We start from the raw sequence: 18,040 nt of genomic DNA, 5'->3' as shown, positions 1-18,040 counted from the left end.
TTACTGGGGAGCGGTGGGGAGCGCGGGAGTTTCTGAATTTTTAAAGACAAACAGGACTTTGACGGGAGCCTCGGAGATCAGTGATTCCGCGCTCTGTTTTCCAGCCTGTCGGGAATTCGCAGTATTGAAACCGGTGGGCTTGGCTGCCATCAGGGGGACATCGGCGAATGAGGGAGATTTCTGATCAGCCTCTTTTTTCTTCAACGCGCCGGACTGAACCATCCGCTTGAGAGCAGGGGCTTGCTCAGCGGGGACCTGCATCCGGTATCGCATCTGGTAAGAGCGTTGCGATACTGCTGGGGCTTGCGGTTTTGCTTGTGCAAGTCCCTCCGTTGCCGTCTTCCTGTTTTCCGGATTATTAATGTATTGATCTGATACTTCTGTCTCCGGCTGTAGACCCAGATTAACAGACTTGTCTTTTTTATAGGATGCGGACTGCTGTGTCAGCAGTTGAGGCAGGCTTGCTACTTCTTCTTTGAGAGATTGTTCCGTGATGGCCGGTTGCAATGCCAGGCTTAACTTCTGATCCCGTTTGAGACCTCGCTGGAATTCTTCCAGGGTGGAAGCCAGCTGTGCATCGGTGGCTTCCACATAGACGGCAAACAGCTGCTGGTCTAATTCTGCTTTGCTCTGATCTGCTGTCGTTTTGGAATCAGCTGCTTTGTAGAACATCGATTGTGTACGCTGTAACTGGCGTTCGACTTCCGACTGTTTAAGTTGGTCGACGGGGATATTATTTTGTGCCAACAGCAGTTCCATTGTTCCCAGGGCCTGTTTGACGTCGACGACGCGAACTTCGATCACAGCCACTTTGCCATCAATGTCGCGAAAGTAAGGTAGAACATCTCCTATGCGGATGGAATCCAGTGGAATATGGCTGGGAATCCCGGAAGAGGCGGCCAGACCCTGCGTTGTCTGGTTGAGCTGCCTGGCAGCGGAATTCAGTTCGGCCAGCGTATTATGCACGGAAAAGTCGGCAGGCGATTTTTCATTCATAGATCGCATTGCCAGTTTCTCTTCCGCTTCCATTTTAGGCGCTTCCACTTTAGGGAGCTGCATTCCCCGCTTGTTCAACTGAAGCTCGACTGAGGGAACAGGATGCGGCTGGCCGGGCTTTCCAATGTCTGTGCCTGCCTGAAAACTGAATTCATTCGATCGTGCGGCAACCATTTTATCATTGCGGGCAACCGTCGTATTGAGAGCAGACTCTTTCGCTGGTGATAGTACCATGCGATCTGACTGTGTGAGTTGCCAGCTGCTTTCCGGGGAACCCGTATTCAAAAGTAAGACGAATAAGACCAGCGCAGCTACCGAAGAGCAGGCACTGATGGCAATGGCAATCCGGTAACGCAGCATGGAAGGCACACGTTTGACGGGAACCGTCTCGGGGGAAGCAAGCAGGGTTTCCTGTTCGATGCGGCGGCGGATGGAGGGAGCCAGTTCGGGAGACGCCGATTCCGTAGCGGTCTCCTGCAGCAGGCGCGAGAGTTCGCCGAACTCATGCAGTTCCTGCCGTGCAGCAGGGGACTGTTCCAGTCGCGACTCCAGCTCAAGACGTTCCTCGGGGGAGACTTCATGGTCGAAGTAGGCGGACAGATTTTCGTTAAAGGGGGGCTGGCTACTCATTTTGTTTCACTTATCGATGACTGACGGTCAGACTCGGATACACGTGTTAAAGGCTCGTCCTGAAACAACGCGTTCAGTTTCTGTTTTAGTTCGTTCCTTCCTCTGAAAATTCGGCTCCTGACAGTTCCCAGTGGGATCTCTGTGATTTCGGCAATTTCTCCGTATGACATGCCTTCCAGTTCCCGCAGGATCAAAGGCGTGCGGTATTCTTCCTGTAACTCATTCAATGCCTGATGCACCAGTTTTTTTCGCTCGGCGAGTTCAGCGACTTCGGGAGGGTGGTTTTCGGAGTGTGTATCAACCAGCCAGGTACCGGCCGGATTCTCTTGTGGATCTATGGTTGCAGAGGTTCGCTTTGTTTTTCGTTTCTGGGTAATCGCGGCATTAAAAGAAATGCGAAACAGCCAGGAATAAAAGGCGGCTGTTCCTTTGAATGTATTCAATTTAAAAAAGGCCTGGGTGAACCCTTCCTGGGCCGCATCGCGCGCATCGTCGCTGGAGCCCAGAATCCGCACAAGTGTTCGAAACAGTCGGTCCTGATATTTCAGTACCAGTTGATCAAACGCCTCTGTACGACCTGCCAAACATTCTTGAATCAGGTATTGATCATTGTTGGTCACAGTACCTCTTGGACGATCCGGGGGAAAACGAAGTTCCCGTGGTTTGTCAAAAACCGGGATTTTCCGCGAAAAACGATTAGATTAACGTGTATCTTCTTACTTTTCAGTATCTTACGTCAATGTCAATCTGTACGAACAGCAGTCTGTTCAGGTTTATTCTGCAGGAGCGGGAGTCAACTGACAGTTATCGATCAGTCGCGTCGTGCCCACCCAGGCGGCAATCAGCGCGACCATCTCGGATTGCGCAGTGGAGATATCTTCCAGCGTAGTCGGATCAGCGATGCTAGCATAATCGAGTTTTAACAGCGGGGTGGAATTCAACAGCTGATGCATGGCGGCTTTGATCTGCGCGAGATCCGTTTCGCCGGCCGCAATTTTTTCTTGCGCCAGTCGCAGAGCGCGTGAGAGGGCTAAACCTGCCTCGCGTTCTTCTGCGGAAAGATATGCGTTGCGACTGCTGAGTGCCAAACCGTCCGTATCCCGGATAATGGGACAGGTTTTGATCTCGACAGGAATATTCAGATCGAGGCACATTCTTCTGATGATGGCCTGCTGCTGAAAATCTTTCGCACCAAAATAAGCGATATCAGGCAGGCAGCTTAACAGCAGTTTGGTGACAACGGTGGTCACCCCCTGGAAATGATTCGTGCGGGTGGCGCCTTCCAGAATGCGCGAAAGGGCCTCAACGGTCACATAGGTTGAATACCCGTCCGGGTACATGATGCTGGTATCCGGAGTCCAGACGAGGTCTGCCCCCGCAGTCGCACATTTTGCCAGATCCTGTTCCAGCACGCGCGGGTATTTTTCAAAGTCTTCATCGGGGCCAAATTGAGTCGGGTTGACGAAGATGGAAACGACCACAAAATCGCAGTCAGCGCCGGCAGCTTCAATGAGACTGGTATGCCCTGCATGCAGCGCTCCCATGGTAGGCACAAAACCGATCTTCTCGCCCTGCTGGCGACGTGTTGTGACGCGCTTCCGCAAGGTAGAAATTTCACTGACGGTTTCCAGAGCCGGTTCAGACATGATCGAAAACTTTCAGAACGGGCGCAAAGGCCGCTTCAGGCTGGATGATTCAGCCTGGTAGATACTGTGTGGTTTTGATTATGTTTTTTTCGGAGCCTGGCTTCGGTTACCGCTGCCGCCCCGTTTGCTGGAACGTCTTCTTTTGGGGCGTCTGCGACTCTGGTCATCCGCTTCCGCTGACGGCGGATTTTTCTTAGGATCTTCATCCTTGTCGCTTTTACCGCCGACCAGTTTGGGATTCAGCAGATAGGAAATCGCTTCTTCCCAGCTGGGGACGTTCGGGTATTTATTTTCGACCACCTGTTTTTTCGGATTGGTAGACTCAACTTCTTCGATGTCTGCCGTTTCGGAACTTGTTTCGCCTTCTTCGGTTTCCGCAGTCACTTCGCTCTTTCGTCTGCGAGAGCGGCGTCGGGACCGTTTAGGCTTCGGTTCGGTTTCTTCTTCGGAATCGTCCTCGTCGGCTTCATCACTTTCCGCCTGGACTTCCTGCTCTTCGTCTTCGGTTTCTTCTTCGGAAGAATCGGTAGTTTCTTCGGTCTTGCGAGAGCGTGAGCGTCGGCGACGACGACGGCGGCGGGGACGTTTGGTTTCCGCTGTTTCTTCTTCTCCCTCGGTTTCGCTGTCTGCTTCTGCTACCGCTTCACTCTGTTCTTCATCGTCGTCATCCTCTTCGTCGGCAGCAAATGCTTCTTCCTGGAAGGCGACTTCTTCTGAGATGAGACCGAAACCAAATCCATTATCATCCTCAAGACGTTCGTCTGTTCGAGATGTAGCCTGAGGAGGGGCAGGTTTCTGTTTCTTTTCGGGACGAGGCTTCTTCTGTGATGTTACCGGTGCCGCTTCGACTTCCGCAACTTCTTCGTCTTCGAAGTCTTCATCATCCTCATCACTGTCGGCGACTGCTTTGGTGGCATGAGACGAATCATCTTCGTCCCAGTTCCAGCCATCCAGCGCATCCCAGTAAGTATCTTCTTCCTCTTCATCCGAGGAGGCTTCTTCAGTCAGTGAGGCCGCAGGGGCAAAGTCTTCTTCGACTTCGTCTGCTTCATCATCCTCGTCTTCATCGTCATCAAAAGAGGCGATGATCTCATCTTCGTCATCATCTTCCTCATCCTCATCGAAGTCGATTCCCGAGTCTACTGACTCAACGGGATCTGCAGTTTTGCTGCTGGCAGGGGGTACTTCATCGTCGTCTTCAAAGATCGAGGCACCGAAGAACTGATCGTCATCGTCGTCTTCAACTGCCTCTGATTTCGCTGCAGCCGGAGTTTCGGCTTGCACTTTCTCAGCAGGCGCAGACTCTTCGGCCTGTTCAGAAGTATCGTCGTCTTCTGCGAGATCATCCTCAAAGTCGATGGGGAGCGGCTCAACCTGCTGGTCAAAATCGATGCCAAACAGATCACCTGCGAGAGACTCCCAGGAGTCACCTTCACCCGACGGATTGATGCCAAACGGCTCTTTGCTTTTATTCATATGCGCAAAGTACACGTTCCGTAGAGTTTTTTCAAGATTTGCGCCCGTCCCGAATTACTATATCTCAGGGAAATCAGTGGCTCTCTGAGTATTCGATATGGTGGATGACGGCCTGCAGTTTGCGGGCTTTTTCCAGCATCGAATGATAACGGGGAACCTTGGCATAACCGACCTGACGGGCCAGAAGATCAGCTTCTGAGCTCAAAACTACGGTGCAGGGGATCGATTTGACATCCAGAACGTCGGCAATCTTACGGTCTTTATCGAAATCGAGGTGAACCGGTTCGAAGGCCTGATTCAGATAGCGGGACATCCGCGGATCAGAAAGCGTCTCCTTTTCCAGTTTACGGCAGTAAGTGCACCAGCTGGCGTCGAATACGATAAATACAGGCTTGTTGCTCTTGAGTGAGGCCTTGTGAGCAGATTCCAGATCAGTATGCCAGTTGATCGCATCTGCTTTCTTAGTCTCGGCTTTCGATAATTCAATTGAGATACCAACCAGGGCAACGATCGAAAAACCAATAATGCCCCATTGAATGGATTTGGGAAGTCTTTTCATTTCTGTGACTCCTTCACAAGTCTGAGCTGTCGTCTCTGACAACTGAACTTATGTAGTTAAAACATGATGACCCGGTTAAGAGTGAGCAACTGATCTGAACGTATTTGATTGATTTCAGGCAGGACAGTTGCAGTAGATGCGCAATCTGAAATGCCTGTACGAAGTGACGAACCGCCTGATTTCAGGATCAATCGTCATAAATCATTCATTAAGCTTTATCGGAGTGAGGCGAGGAACTTCTATGATTGATTCGACCGGAATCACCTGAATAACTGGAACATCGCCGGCAAAGTTTACCTAACCGGAACAGAATCGACGCAGAAAGCAGAAAAAGCCAAAGCCGCAGACAGATTTGATGGGAAATCTGTCACAGCTTTGGCCTGAAAGATCAGCCTGTGGTCTTATGATCAGTTTTTGGGCTTGGGTTCCGGCTTCTCCTGCGGAGGTGTCTCTTTGGGAGTGGCTGCAGGTTTGCTGTCTGGTTTCTCAGCCGCGGGTTTTTTCGCAGCCTCAGCAGCTTTTTCCGTTTTGCCAGCCTCAGGCTTTTTGGCTTCTGGCTTCGCAGGAGCCGGTTTTTCAGCAGGCGCCGGAGACGGTTTATTCCCTGTTGGTGGTAACGACGGGAATCCGGTGGGCGGCGTTGCAGGGCCAGGCTTCGCAGCATCCCCTTCCGGTTTTTCGATCGGTTCCACCAATGCTTTGCGTTTCAATTTCAAAGCTTCGAAGCTGTTTGCAGAAATGACATAGTACCAGTCAGCAAATCGCTTGTTGAGCTCTTGAGCCAGTTCATTCCCTTTGACCACCTTGTCATCGTATTCCTTCAGCTTTCGTTCATACGTTTTCAGCTGAGACTCATAGGCTTTCATGGCTTTTTCGTAAGCGGCTTCGGGAGTCGGTTTCTCGTCTGCCTTGTCCTCTTTTTTGTCGTCCGCTTTTTTATCCTGATCGGCTTTGTCTGTTTCCGGTTTCTCTTTCAGCCCGGCTGGTTTTTCCGGCGCTTCCGGTTTTTGTGGAGGGTCGCCGAGGAAGGATGGATCGAATGAAACGGTCACGAGCAGGTAACGGCTGGTTTTCAGCGCACTGTCGTTCCCATTCTCGGACTTTTCTTTTTCCGGCGATTTCTTATCGTCGATTTTGTCACTTTCTTTCTTCTCTTTCGCGTCGGACTTTTTATCTTTCTTTTCGTTGCTGTTACCAACTTCGATGTCGAGTGTGCTGCCTGTGAAAATTTCGCCGAAGTACAGGGAGTACACGACTCCCTGATTGGTAGCCAGAACCACTTCACCTTCATTGGAAGCCAGCTGAGGAGTTCCCGAGGGGCCTCGTGCCAGTACAAAACCTCGACTCTGCAGATCGAACAGATCGAGCTGTGTCTTAGGCTTTAAAGATCCCGATTCTTTCAGCCCCGCTGCGAGATCACTCGACTTGGGGCGGATCCCCTGCAGTTTCAGGTCCGTCAAGGTATTCACCAGCTGGTTGACGTCGGCAGTGTTGAGCTTTTGTGTCGCAGTATCCAGCCCCTGCATCTCCCAGGGGGTTGTTGAATTTTTGCGTGTGAGCACCGTCACGTTTTCTTCTCGTTTGTCACTTTCGTAAACGATTTTCTGTTGTGCTTCATCAATCGAATAATGGCTGATCAGAATTTCCACCAGTCGATCGCGGTCGACTTTCAGGATATCGGGTTCAATCCAGTCAGAGAATTCGGACGAAAGATCGACATTCAGTTTCGTACGATAGACGGCGTCTTCATCGACTTTGCGGACATAATATTGATCAGCCTGGTCGGGAACTTTCTTTCCGACGATGAAGTCTACCAGAGGGGCACCACCTTCTTTCGAAAGCGTCAGTCGCTGTCCGCGGCCTTTCAGGTTGGTGTTCGAATCATCGAGGGGATCAATCACGCCGAAACGTTCGTGATCACTCTTGCGACGACTCTCCAGGGCACCACGCACGACACCTACCAGTGAGGTGGCGGTTTCCGCCAGTTCGTCTTCCGCATCCGCCGGGTAGTCGTGATGCGAGGGGATGATCCAGGAACCGTTTTTGAATTCCACATTGAAGACTTTCAACGTTGCCAGGTCTTCATTGTAGCTCACGACGCGCAGAGATCTGGCTTGCGTCGGGTCTGTAAAATCGGGATAGAATTCTTTACCTACATTTTCATAACCGGTCAGTTGCACCGGCTGTGAAGCACGATCGGTGAAATAGGCGGCGACTAAAGCAACCGCTGCGATTCCTGCAAATGTCAGTGTTCTGGTCGTTTCATTCATGGCAAACGATTTTACTTATTAAACAGTGAGTTAATGGAATTCTAGGTTTATTTCCTGATCTGATTTCTGCACGACAGGCATGCGTTATTTTTTCAGTCTCCGGTCGGGAGAAATATTCTGGTTTTCATTTTTCATTCTGAAAAACAGGAAGCAGATTCCCAGCAATATCGCTGGAAACGGAGGGAAGAGGATCGCATACCAGCGGATGCGGTCTTCGATGGTCCGAATCTGTCGTTCCGTCTGCGCTTTGATTTTTTCAATCTGACGCTGTTTTTCACGTTCGATATTGGCTTCATCGACTTCCAGACGCCGGCTCTCATTTTCCTCAGCCATCCGCAGCATCTGCTGTTTGGTATTTCCGTCGATGGTGGTGTCTTTGATGATTTTATCACGCTCCGCTTTCAGACGATCGCGGGCTTCTTTCAGTTTTTCGTCTGCAGTTTCCGTCGCTTTTTCTCGTTCCGCATTTCGTTCTTTCACGAAGACCGATGTTTCACGTTCGACAAGAGTCAGCGTGCGAAGTTTGGAGCGGCGTTTGCGGAGTTTGATATAGGAATCATCGCCGGCCAGCTGGTCGACACAGTTCAATAAAAACGTGACGTTATCAATTTTCAAACCGAAGGCCTGACGTTCCCGGATATTGAACAGTTCATCTGAAATCAGGTCGGCATCCGCCACGAAGATGACATTGATGTTCTTTATCGGTGACTTATCGGTGGAAGTAATGTGTGCCGCCAGTACGTGCGAATCGTCGTCGATCAGGCGAGGTGGATCCTGCGCGATACGGACGGAATTAAAGAACGGGCTGGTGATCTGGCCCCAGGATAACAGACCCGAGTTGAGCCCGGTTCTCAGCAGGGGCTCGAAGTTCAATGTGGAATCTGATCGAGGACGAATATTACCCGGGAAGAATGTCAGGATTTCCTGCAGCCCGCTGGTGATATTACTGTTATTACTGAAGGCGCCTTTGACGCCGTTTTTCGGACTGATGAAAATCAGTTCGGGACGCACGACTTCGGCAAACTCCGGATGCGGGTTGAAATAGTCAAACACCACCTGACCGTTGTCCCAGGCAATCTGCAGCAGGCTCAACAGGGGTGTTAATCGACCCTGATCCGCTTTGGGGGTTGAGGGTGGCTGCTGCATCCCGAACATGCCTCCTCCCGGACTGGGTTTGGGCATGCGCGGTGCATTCTGAATGCCGCGTCCCCCGCCGTAGACAGGCAGCGGGTCGTCACAGATCAGCGTTGGTTTTCCTTTTTTGACGTACTCGACCAGATTGTTTAACTGCGGTTCCGTTAAAGAAGAGGGCAGTACAGCGATCAGGACATCGTAGGCAGTATCGCTGATCGGAGAATCGGGTGAGACCTGCTCGACTTTGTATTGTTTCTTGAGTTCACTGACGATCAGCCACGGCGGCTGGTTGCCCCCCATACCCATATTCAGGCCGCCAAAGATACTGGCATCGGTGTTGAGAATGCCGACGGTCAGCCGTTCATCTTTTGAAACGGTACGGATGGAACGCGTGAGTTCATATTCAATCGGTGTGCCCACGTTGAAGAACGGGATCACCACTTCATCGGTGCCGCTTTTGACAACCGCTCCCATGAAAATCGTATCGACAAATGCACGACCGCCACGTTCGGTCTGGACCTGTTGAGGCGAAATATTCAGCAGGCGGGCTTCTTCTTCCGCTTTACTGAAAGGCTCAACATCGACGAAGCGCACCTGAAGCCGTTTGCCGCCCAGCTGGTTGTACTCCCGCAATAGACCAATCAGTCGTTTGCGGATCGGAACGTATTCGCGTGAGACTTCCGGGCTGATGAAGGCTTCAATGGTAATCGGATTTTTTTCATCAATCTTGGTCAGCAGATCTTTTGTGGTCTGCGACAGGCTGAAAACTTTTTCGCCCGTCATATCCATGCGGCTGCTGCCGTACGAGACGATGACATTCACGCTGATCAGAATCACCGCCAATGAGACGGTACGGATCAGATACTGCAGTCCCATGGAATTCTGCTGTTGCGAACTCCAGTGCCTGCGTGTAATCAGGATGCGGTTGAGGTACAGCATCATCACGGCCAGCGAAACAAAATAGAGAACCGCGCCGAGGGGAATGACCCCGGTGCTGAAATCCTGGAACTGTTCGACCAGACTCAGTCCCTGAACCAGGTTACTGGAAGGTGCAATCTGGCCGATGAAAATGGGAATGGCACAGATGACCGTTCCCAGCACAAACGCGACTGTAGTACTGCTGGTAAGTGCCGAGGCAAACATGCCAGCCGCCAGCAGCGATGCGCCCGCCAGCCAGTATCCAAAGTAGGTGGTAAACATCAGGCCCATATCAGGATTACCAATCTTCCAGAGCACAAACACGTGCGTCACAGAAAACAGCAGTGCGATCGTGTAGACGGCGAGTACGGCGAAGAATTTTCCCAGCAGGATTTCCAGATCGGAAGCGGGCAGGGTGAAAAGCAGTTCGTCGGTGCCCATTTTTTTCTCATCGGCCCAGACCCCCATGGTGATGGCAGGGATAATGAACAGCAGCAGCAGCGGGTACCACAGGCTCAACTGGTCGAGGTTTGCCTGATTGTTCGCGAAGAACTGCTGGTTAAATGCTGCAAATGCGCCGGCTACCACGAACACGACGATAAACAGATATCCCAGCACTCCGGAAAAGTAACTCTGTACGTTTCGCTTGAATACGGCCAATACAACGTTGTTCCGCAACATAACAGAAGGGTCCTTACGTCAGCTTTATCTGAAACTATAAATTGGTCGGTAAAAGAAAAATTACGCGTGTGTCATTTTGTGGAAACTGGCTTCCATGTCGTCCTGGCTGTTTCCCAGTTCATTCACAGAACCGTCAAACACAATGGAACCCTGATTGATCAGGATCACCCGGCTGCAGACCGCTTTGACTTCCTGCAGGATATGGGTCGATAGAAGAATCGTCTTGGTCTTACCCAGGTCGCGAATCAGATCGCGCACAGACTGGTTTTGATTCGGGTCGAGTCCACTGGTCGGTTCGTCCAGAATCAGAATATCAGGGTCGTGCAGTAACGCCTGCGCCATACCCACGCGTTGTCGAAAACCACGAGAGAGTTTTCGGATTGGTTTGTTCCACACACTGCCCAGGTCGCACTTGTCCATAACGAATTCCAGGCGATTCCGGAGTTCCGCGGTCGACATGCCGCGCACTCTTCCGGCATAAGACAGAAAGCCCTGGGGAGTCATCTCTTCATAGAGCGGGCCGTTTTCCGGCAGATATCCGAGTTTCTGGCTGGCTTCGATCCGGTGGGTGCTCACATCATACCCGCCGACTCGCGCCTGGCCTTCACTGGGAGAGAGGAACCCGGTCAGCAGCTTCATCGTCGTGGATTTGCCGGCACCGTTAGGACCCAGGAACGCAGCGACCTGGCCGCGGGGGACAGAAAAAGTGACATCTTTTGTCGCGGCGAACTGGCCATAGAATTTACTCAATCCAATGGCTTCAATCATGTTCTCCCGGGACGAAGTTTCAGACTGCTCTGCAGGAGATTGCTGAACCTGTTCCGACATTACAATAATACTCCCGATGAATTATCTCGTGGGTTGATTCAACAGAAAAGACTGTAAGTTCATGGTCTGCCAGCGGCCTCGCACAAATCTTTTTACGAGAGAAGTCAGCCGGCAGTTGGATGACTTGTCCATTTTTAACTGGAAACTGTTAAAAACACAACAAAGGGGGAGAGTACGTTTTGACTTACGTGGATCTTATCCCAATTCAGCCTGACGCCTGGAGTCTGGCCGTACTGACGGGAAAATGTCCCTGCCTGATTCTATAGGAATAATCCCCGAAATTCGTGATGTCCAGTCTTTTTGAACCTGGTTTCTGAATTTTTTTGCCGGATCAGTTAAAAATCAGACAGCATCCTCACACACAACAAAAAAATCGGTTGTACCAGCTCCGGATACAACCGATTTCAATTTTTCAAAACGCAACCTTAACTACTCAGCAACGATTTCAGGGCCTTCAACCTGCTGAAAGTATTTTTCAACCTGGTACTTGGCTTCCAGTTCCTGGCTCCATTCGTAGTTGGTCTGCTGCTGTTCCATCTGGGCCATCGGCAGATAAGGAGAGAAGAAGAAGAACATGTCTTCCTTCAGAAACTCCTGGTACATGGCAGTCAATCCGCCTGGTGTAGAGGGAATACGATTGATGACTTTCACGACATAACAGATCGATTTGTCGGCATTCATTATGACGCCGACCTCTCCCTCGTCCAGGTTATCAAAGACCTGTTCCATGAATTCATTACCGGCACCTTCCACAGCAGAAATGCTCGACAGTTCAGGGCGGGGCATGGAGAACGGGTTGCTGGCATTGGCGGTTGAGGTCCTCATCCAGCTGAACGATTCGGTTGTCGTTGTGGACAGTTCGGTCCCTTCCTTCTTACCGGTAATCGTCTGACCTTCGATTGCAGCTGTCATTTCTTTGTCGCCGCTGATCAGTTTTTTCAGTTCTTCTCCCCGCTTCTGAGCCAGGGGGCGGGCTTTTTCCAGCTTCAACTGTTCCGTGATCTGCTGATCGATTTCAGGATCATCAAATTTAGGAATGACGGCATCGACATGTTTGACCTTCCAGTAGCAGAGTAATCCGCTGGAGAAGGAGTCTTCTGCTTCGTAAGGGATGTAGATCAAATTAACGGGAGTCTCAAACAGCTGTTCGATGACAGACCGTGGTTGAGCTGCAAACTGATTGATCGTGGGTTCTTTGGCAGTGCCCAGCGGGTATTTCTCCGATTCTGACATCTCCTGAGCGGACATCATGGGAGTGACGTTGTAAATCAACTGATTTTTAGCTGCGTACTCTTTCAAAGCCTTGGTTGCTTCTTCTGGAGTTGGCGGCGTCGCCCCTTCTTCCGGGTTGGTGATTTTGTCGCTGAGTTCATTCATGAACATCACTGCGTCAGAAATTTTATCTTTCATCAACTCCAGTGTGCGTTCCCGTAACAGCTGATCGCGGATTTCGCTTTTCAAATCATCATTCAGCGGACGATACGGTTCCAGCGGAGGGGGAGTCGTTGTTGTAGGTTCCGGTTTTGCTTTCCCTGCTTCATCGCCCGGTTTGGGAGCGACAACGGGAGTGTTGGCTGGTTTTTCATCTAACAGAGAGACGAAAACCGCTGACTCAGAATCCAGCGCACTTGACTCTTCTTTCTTTTCCGGTTTCGGTTCGGGTTTTGATTCCGGCGCTGGCTTGGTATCAGCCTTGGGTTTCGCTGGTGACTCCGGTTTGGCAGGAGTTTCTGTTTTCGCAGGAGCCGCTGCCGGTTTCTCTGCTGGTTTTTCTTCCGTTCCCGGTTTTGCTGCTTCCGCTGGTTTCTCGGTTTTTGGGCCAGCAGGAGCAGGCAGTTCAGGGGCCGTTGGTACGGTTGAACCTGCAGGAAGATCCGGGATGGTATTGTTTTTGTAGAGGGTTTCTTTGTTGTCTTCGTAGAATGCGGCAATTTCTTTGTCTGTTACCGGTGGAACCTGTTTTTCGGTATCCACGTAATCCGCCATCAGGTATTCCACCTGCACCTTTTGTGGCTGCCGCAGACCAGGTGATCCGGGACCCTTTTCGCCTGGGAAGACCGTTTTATAGGTTTCAAAGAATGCTTTTTTCTCAGCGGTTGTTGGTGCGGGAACCTCACCTTCAAAGTCTTTGACAGGCAAGGCAACCAGTTCCAGTTCTTCCCGGACATTGAACTTTTTGTAGAAGTTCCAGTATTGATCGGGAGTCAGAGAAACTTCAGGACGCAGCATCTGGAAGGCCAGACGTGCCTGCAGCTGATCGCGGAAGATGTCATAAATCTGACCTTCAGTCTTGCCGAGTTGCTGGCAGGTTTGCTGAAAGGCTTTGCGGCTGAGTTTATTATTCGTGTAGCGGGAAATGTAGTTGGAGATCGCATCATCTGAAACGATCAGGTTCATCTTTTCCGCTTCTTTGCGGAACAGGTATTCCAGAATGATGTCATCTTCCATGTCCCGACCAAAGCCAAACATGGCGCCGCGTGGTGGTTGCGGACGCTGCTGCTCTTCTTCTGTCAGGGAAGCCATGTAAGACTGCATGATAAACTGATTGGCGATCTGGCGATTCTGGACCATCTCCTGGTACTGCCGCATGTCAATGTTGCCGGCGGTACTCTTAACCACTGTTTCGGCACCGACTTTGGGGATGTAGAGATAACCGACGAAGAAGCCGATGACGACCCCCACTACCGCAAACTGGGTTCCTTTACCCCGGTCACGACCGAGGTACCAGAACACGAACCCGAACAACAGCATTCCCGCAATCGGAGGGAACTGTGCCGGAGTCAGCTGGTCCATAACAATAAAGGCGAACAACGCCAGAATGGTGAGCGGAACCATTAATACTTTTTGTTTTTTACGAAACAATTCCAGTGGCGAGGCCATTCTGTTTCCTTCTTCAGTCTGCAAGTCGAATGAATTCGATTTCCTGTAGTGAACTTCCGGGGTCAACGAGATCCGATTGAAGTAATCGCTGGTTTTCGTATCTTCCAATTGGAAAAGAGTTTTCCGTTGATTTCATGTGTTGTAATTTATTCTGGCCATTCGTGAAAGTCTTCTCTCAAAGAATCCTGCTGTTTCCTGTCTGTTCCTATGCCGAAAAGTACCCGGTTTCGGGACAGCCAGCCATATGAAAAAATAAATACAGGCTTGACAGAGAGTTTTAAGACGGTTAGAGATTGCCGAATGAAGTTTACAAACTGATCCGGATTTAACAGATCTAAAATAGAATAAACGGGAAACATTGAGCCGCGTATTGTAGCCAGCTGGACTCTGGAGGCAAGGTCGACGTCGGTTCTCAGGAAGGGCATGTCTGGTGGCAAAGAAGAAGCTGAAGGCACTGGTGATCGTGGAATCACCGGCGAAAGCCAAGAAAATCGGCAGCTATTTAGGCAGTGATTATAAGGTTCTGGCCAGCATGGGCCACGTACGCGATCTGCCTGCCAAAGCCTCCGATGTTCCTTCTGAATTCAAGAAAAAACATAAATGGGCGACCCTGGGGGTCAATGTCGAATCCGAGTTCGAACCTTATTATCTGGTCCCCAAAGAGAAGAAAAAGACGGTCAAAGAACTCAAAGATGCCCTCAAAGATGCTGAAGAGCTCATTCTCGCGACCGACGAAGACCGCGAAGGTGAAAGTATCGGCTGGCATCTGGCCGAGCTGCTGAAGCCCAAAGTCCCCGTTAAACGCATGGTTTTCTCGGAAATTACCGAGGAAGCCATTCAGGAAGCGATCGCCAACCCGCGCGACCTCGATCTGAACCTTGTTTCTGCCCAGGAGACCAGACGGGTACTGGACCGTCTGTACGGATTTACATTGAGCCCCCTGCTATGGAAGAAGATTGCCCGTGGCTTGTCAGCCGGTCGCGTCCAGTCGGTCGCCGTGCGGATTCTCGTCCAGCGCGAACTGGAACGCCTCGCCTTTAAAAGTGGTACTTACTGGGATTTGAAAGCCCAGCTGAAGACCGGCGAAGGTGCGGAATTCGAATCGATGCTGATGACGGTGGACGGCAAAAAGGTCGCCAGCGGAAAAGACTTCGACGAATCAACGGGTAAACTCAAAGAGGGATCCGATGTCCTGCTGCTCAATGAACAGCAGGCAGAGGAACTGCTGGAGCGGGTTAAAAAATCAGACTGGACTGTGACATCTGTTGAACAGCGCATGCAGTCGCGTAAGCCGCCTGCTCCGTTTACGACCAGTACGCTGCAGCAGGAAGGGAACCGCAAGCTCAACATGTCGGCCCGGGAAACCATGCAGGTCGCTCAGCGGCTGTATGAAGATGGTCACATTACTTATATGCGTACCGACAGCGTCAATCTGTCCAACGAAGCGGTCTCTGCTTCGCGGAAACGGATTGAAGATCTGTACGGCAAAGATTATCTCAGTCCGGAAATTCGCCGCTTCGATACCAAGTCCAAAGGGGCACAGGAAGCACACGAAGCGATCCGACCTGCCGGTAAATCGATGAAAACGGTAGAAGAGATCGGCCTCACCGGGCAACAGGCCAAACTGTATGCCATGATCTGGAAGCGGACGATGGCCACCCAGATGGAAGAAGCCCGTCTGCGGTTCCAGACCGTTACGATTCAGGCGGACAATGCCGAGTTTCGTGCCACCGGTCGTCATGTCGAATTTCCCGGTTTCTTCCGTGCGTACGTGGAAGGCTCTGATGATCCCGAAGCCGCATTGGACGACAGCGAATCGATGCTGCCTCCGCTGGAAGAGAATCAGGCGCTGGAAGCCAGCGAAGTCGAACCGCTCAAGCACGAAACCAAGCCGCCGGCCCGTTACACGGAAGCAACCATTGTCCGCAAGCTGGAAAGCGAAGGAGTAGGGCGTCCGAGTACGTATGCCTCCATCATCGGCACGATTCAGGATCGTGGCTACGTCAACAAGTCGGGCAGTCAGCTGGTGCCGACATTCACGGCGCTGGCCGTCACACGTCTATTGGAGAAGTTTTTCCCGAACCTGGTCGATCTGCAGTTCACCGCTGCCATGGAGCAGGAGTTGGATGATATTGCCGTCGGTGAAGGGGATCGCCTGCCTTATCTGAACCAGTTTTATCGTGGCGAAGAAGGTCTGGACGAGCAGGTGAAAGCCAAGGAAGAGACCATTGACGCGCGGGAAATCTGCACGCTGGATCTGGAAGGAATCACGTCGGCGGTGCGTGTGGGTCGCTATGGACCTTATGTATCTAATGATGCGGATGAAGAACCGGTTTCGGCTTCGATTCCCGATAATATTGCCCCGGCGGACCTGACGAACGAAATGGCGGAAAAATTGATTCGCCTGAAAGCGGAAGGCCCTAAAGCGCTCGGCATGCACCCTGAGGAAAACACACCCATATATAAACTGCATGGACCGTTTGGTCCGTATCTGCAACTGGGAGATGTGACCGAAGACGGGCCGAAGCCTAAACGCGTCAGTATTCCCAAGAACGTTGATCCCGATACGATCGATTTTGAAACCGCGTTGAAGTATCTGAAACTGCCTCGCGCACTGGGCGAGCATCCGGAGACCGGAAAAAAAGTCAACGCAGGCATCGGTCGATTTGGTCCTTATGTTCTGCACGATAAAGTTTATAAATCACTGGGTAAGGAAGATGACATCCTGACCATTGATCTGCCTCGGGCTGTCGAGCTGCTCAAACAGGCGCGCAAGCGAAGTGCGCCGACTCCGATTCGGGACCTGGGTAAACATCCGGAAGACGAAGAACCGATCGGTATTTTCGATGGTCGCTACGGGCCTTATGTCAAACACGGCAAAATTAACGCAACGATTCCCAAAGAGTACGAAGTCGAAAATGTAACTCTGGAACAGGCTGTCGAATGGCTGGATGCCAAGGCCGCGAAAAAAGGCGTGAAAAAGAAAGGCACGAAGAAGGCGGCAGAGAAGAAGGCCACTAAAAAAACAGCCGCCAAAAAGACAACAAAAAAAGCGGCTGCCAAAAAGAAGACTACAAAAAAGAAAGCAGCGAAAAAAACAACGAAGAAAAAAGCCGCTAAGAAAGCAGACTCAGAAGAATAACTTCAAACTTCCATTCAGGCTGACGCTTTCGAGGCGTCGGTCTGTGTATTTTTCGACTCGACCTGCTCCTGCTCGATCTCTTCGCACCGCTTGCGGTCTGCTTCATCAACCTCTTCCTGATCCAGATCAAATTCTTCGATCAGCTCGCGCCGTCGCATTGTGACTTTACGATCAAATTCGCTCAGGACATCCAGGGCGCGATCTCGCGAAGTCACCAGGCCGATAATCAGATATTGTGTAATTGCCATGCCGTAACAGACCCAGCCTACGGTGCCTTCTGTCGTTGCGCAGAGAATTGCAAACACTGGTGAGGAACGATTGATATGCTGGCAGATCACGCCCTTCAAAATTGCGCGCCATTTTTCTTTTAACTCGCGCCAGATCCCGTATTCGCGCGATAACTTCAATTGCGGAGGACCCGGGTGAATAATCGAAAACAGTTCCTGGTCAGGCATCGCTTCGATCACACCGATCGCCAGAAGAATTCGAAGTCCTGTCAGAATGGAAAGCTCAGTTCCCTGCAGGCTAAGTGGCACCCATCCTGCAAATAACGCCGACTCCATATTGGCAGTCGCTGCCAGCAGTAAGAGTGAACCGCGAAACCATTGTTCGAGGTCCTTCTCCAGCTCGTCATCGATTTCCTGAACTCGAATCACCTTGTTGAGCATCAGATGGAATATCGGAATGGCAATCAGACCGATAAAGAATCTCATCAAAGGCTTTAACAGGATGCGAATAAATCCACCCACGATAATTCCTATCTGATCGAAGGGTATTGGCACGAGTTTGTCTCCTGACAGTGGAAACGCAGGGGGTACTGTCAGGGATTAAAAAAGACCGCGGGAAATCCGGGTCTTGAGCGTAAATCGTTTATCTATTA

The 18,040-nt window shown here is 51.1% G+C and carries 11 protein-coding genes; 1 reads left to right on the top strand and 10 read right to left on the bottom strand.

The annotated features are described in order from the left end of the window. From ACN0YN_RS08245 to ACN0YN_RS08205, 9 genes are all read right to left on the bottom strand, one after another. Positions 1 to 1,626 (bottom strand): anti-sigma factor family protein, encoded by a 1,626-nt coding sequence (locus ACN0YN_RS08245; protein ID WP_417384529.1) that lies wholly within the window; start codon positions 1,624 to 1,626, stop codon positions 1 to 3. Next, positions 1,623 to 2,246 (bottom strand): sigma-70 family RNA polymerase sigma factor, encoded by a 624-nt coding sequence (locus ACN0YN_RS08240; protein WP_417384528.1) that lies wholly within the window; start codon positions 2,244 to 2,246, stop codon positions 1,623 to 1,625. Before ACN0YN_RS08240 ends, ACN0YN_RS08245 begins: the two co-directional genes overlap by 4 nt. A gap of 153 nt (positions 2,247 to 2,399) precedes the next feature. After that, on the bottom strand, positions 2,400 to 3,272 hold the full coding sequence (gene panC / locus ACN0YN_RS08235) for a pantoate--beta-alanine ligase (protein ID WP_417384527.1): 873 nt from the start codon (positions 3,270 to 3,272) through the stop codon (positions 2,400 to 2,402). Positions 3,273 to 3,350: 78 nt separating this feature from the next. Further along, positions 3,351 to 4,748: a hypothetical protein gene (locus ACN0YN_RS08230; protein WP_417384526.1), complete on the bottom strand. Its 1,398-nt coding sequence runs from the start codon at positions 4,746 to 4,748 to the stop codon at positions 3,351 to 3,353. A 73-nt stretch (positions 4,749 to 4,821) separates the two neighbouring features. Then, positions 4,822 to 5,307 carry a thioredoxin family protein gene (locus ACN0YN_RS08225; RefSeq protein WP_417384525.1) on the bottom strand — a complete coding sequence of 162 codons (486 nt, stop codon included), beginning with the start codon at positions 5,305 to 5,307 and terminating at the stop codon, positions 4,822 to 4,824. Between the two features lie 407 nt (positions 5,308 to 5,714). After that, positions 5,715 to 7,577 carry a hypothetical protein gene (locus ACN0YN_RS08220; protein ID WP_417384524.1) on the bottom strand — a complete coding sequence of 621 codons (1,863 nt, stop codon included), beginning with the start codon at positions 7,575 to 7,577 and terminating at the stop codon, positions 5,715 to 5,717. A gap of 84 nt (positions 7,578 to 7,661) precedes the next feature. Continuing rightward, the gene (locus ACN0YN_RS08215; RefSeq protein WP_417384523.1) at positions 7,662 to 10,310 is read right to left on the bottom strand and encodes a Gldg family protein; all 2,649 of its coding nucleotides are present in this window, start codon (positions 10,308 to 10,310) and stop codon (positions 7,662 to 7,664) included. A gap of 60 nt (positions 10,311 to 10,370) precedes the next feature. Further along, complete coding sequence (locus tag ACN0YN_RS08210; RefSeq protein WP_417384522.1) at positions 10,371 to 11,138, bottom strand: ABC transporter ATP-binding protein; 768 nt, start codon at positions 11,136 to 11,138, stop codon at positions 10,371 to 10,373. A 429-nt stretch (positions 11,139 to 11,567) separates the two neighbouring features. After that, entirely contained in the window at positions 11,568 to 14,018 is a 2,451-nt protein-coding gene (locus ACN0YN_RS08205; RefSeq protein ID WP_417384521.1) for a SurA N-terminal domain-containing protein, read from the bottom strand. A gap of 430 nt (positions 14,019 to 14,448) precedes the next feature. Between ACN0YN_RS08205 and topA the strand changes: the two genes are divergently transcribed. Then, the gene (gene topA, locus ACN0YN_RS08200) at positions 14,449 to 17,160 is read left to right on the top strand and encodes a type I DNA topoisomerase (protein ID WP_417384520.1); all 2,712 of its coding nucleotides are present in this window, start codon (positions 14,449 to 14,451) and stop codon (positions 17,158 to 17,160) included. Between the two features lie 14 nt (positions 17,161 to 17,174). Here topA and ACN0YN_RS08195 read toward each other — a convergent pair whose 3' ends face one another. Next, a complete protein-coding gene (locus tag ACN0YN_RS08195; protein ID WP_417384519.1) occupies positions 17,175 to 17,942 on the bottom strand; it encodes a DNA topoisomerase I in 768 nt (255 codons plus the stop codon). Positions 17,943 to 18,040 lie beyond the last annotated feature (98 nt).

The organism is Gimesia sp. (assembly GCF_048260065.1).
GTDB lineage: Bacteria > Planctomycetota > Planctomycetia > Planctomycetales > Planctomycetaceae > Gimesia.
This window is presented reverse-complemented; position numbering and strand designations above follow the sequence as displayed.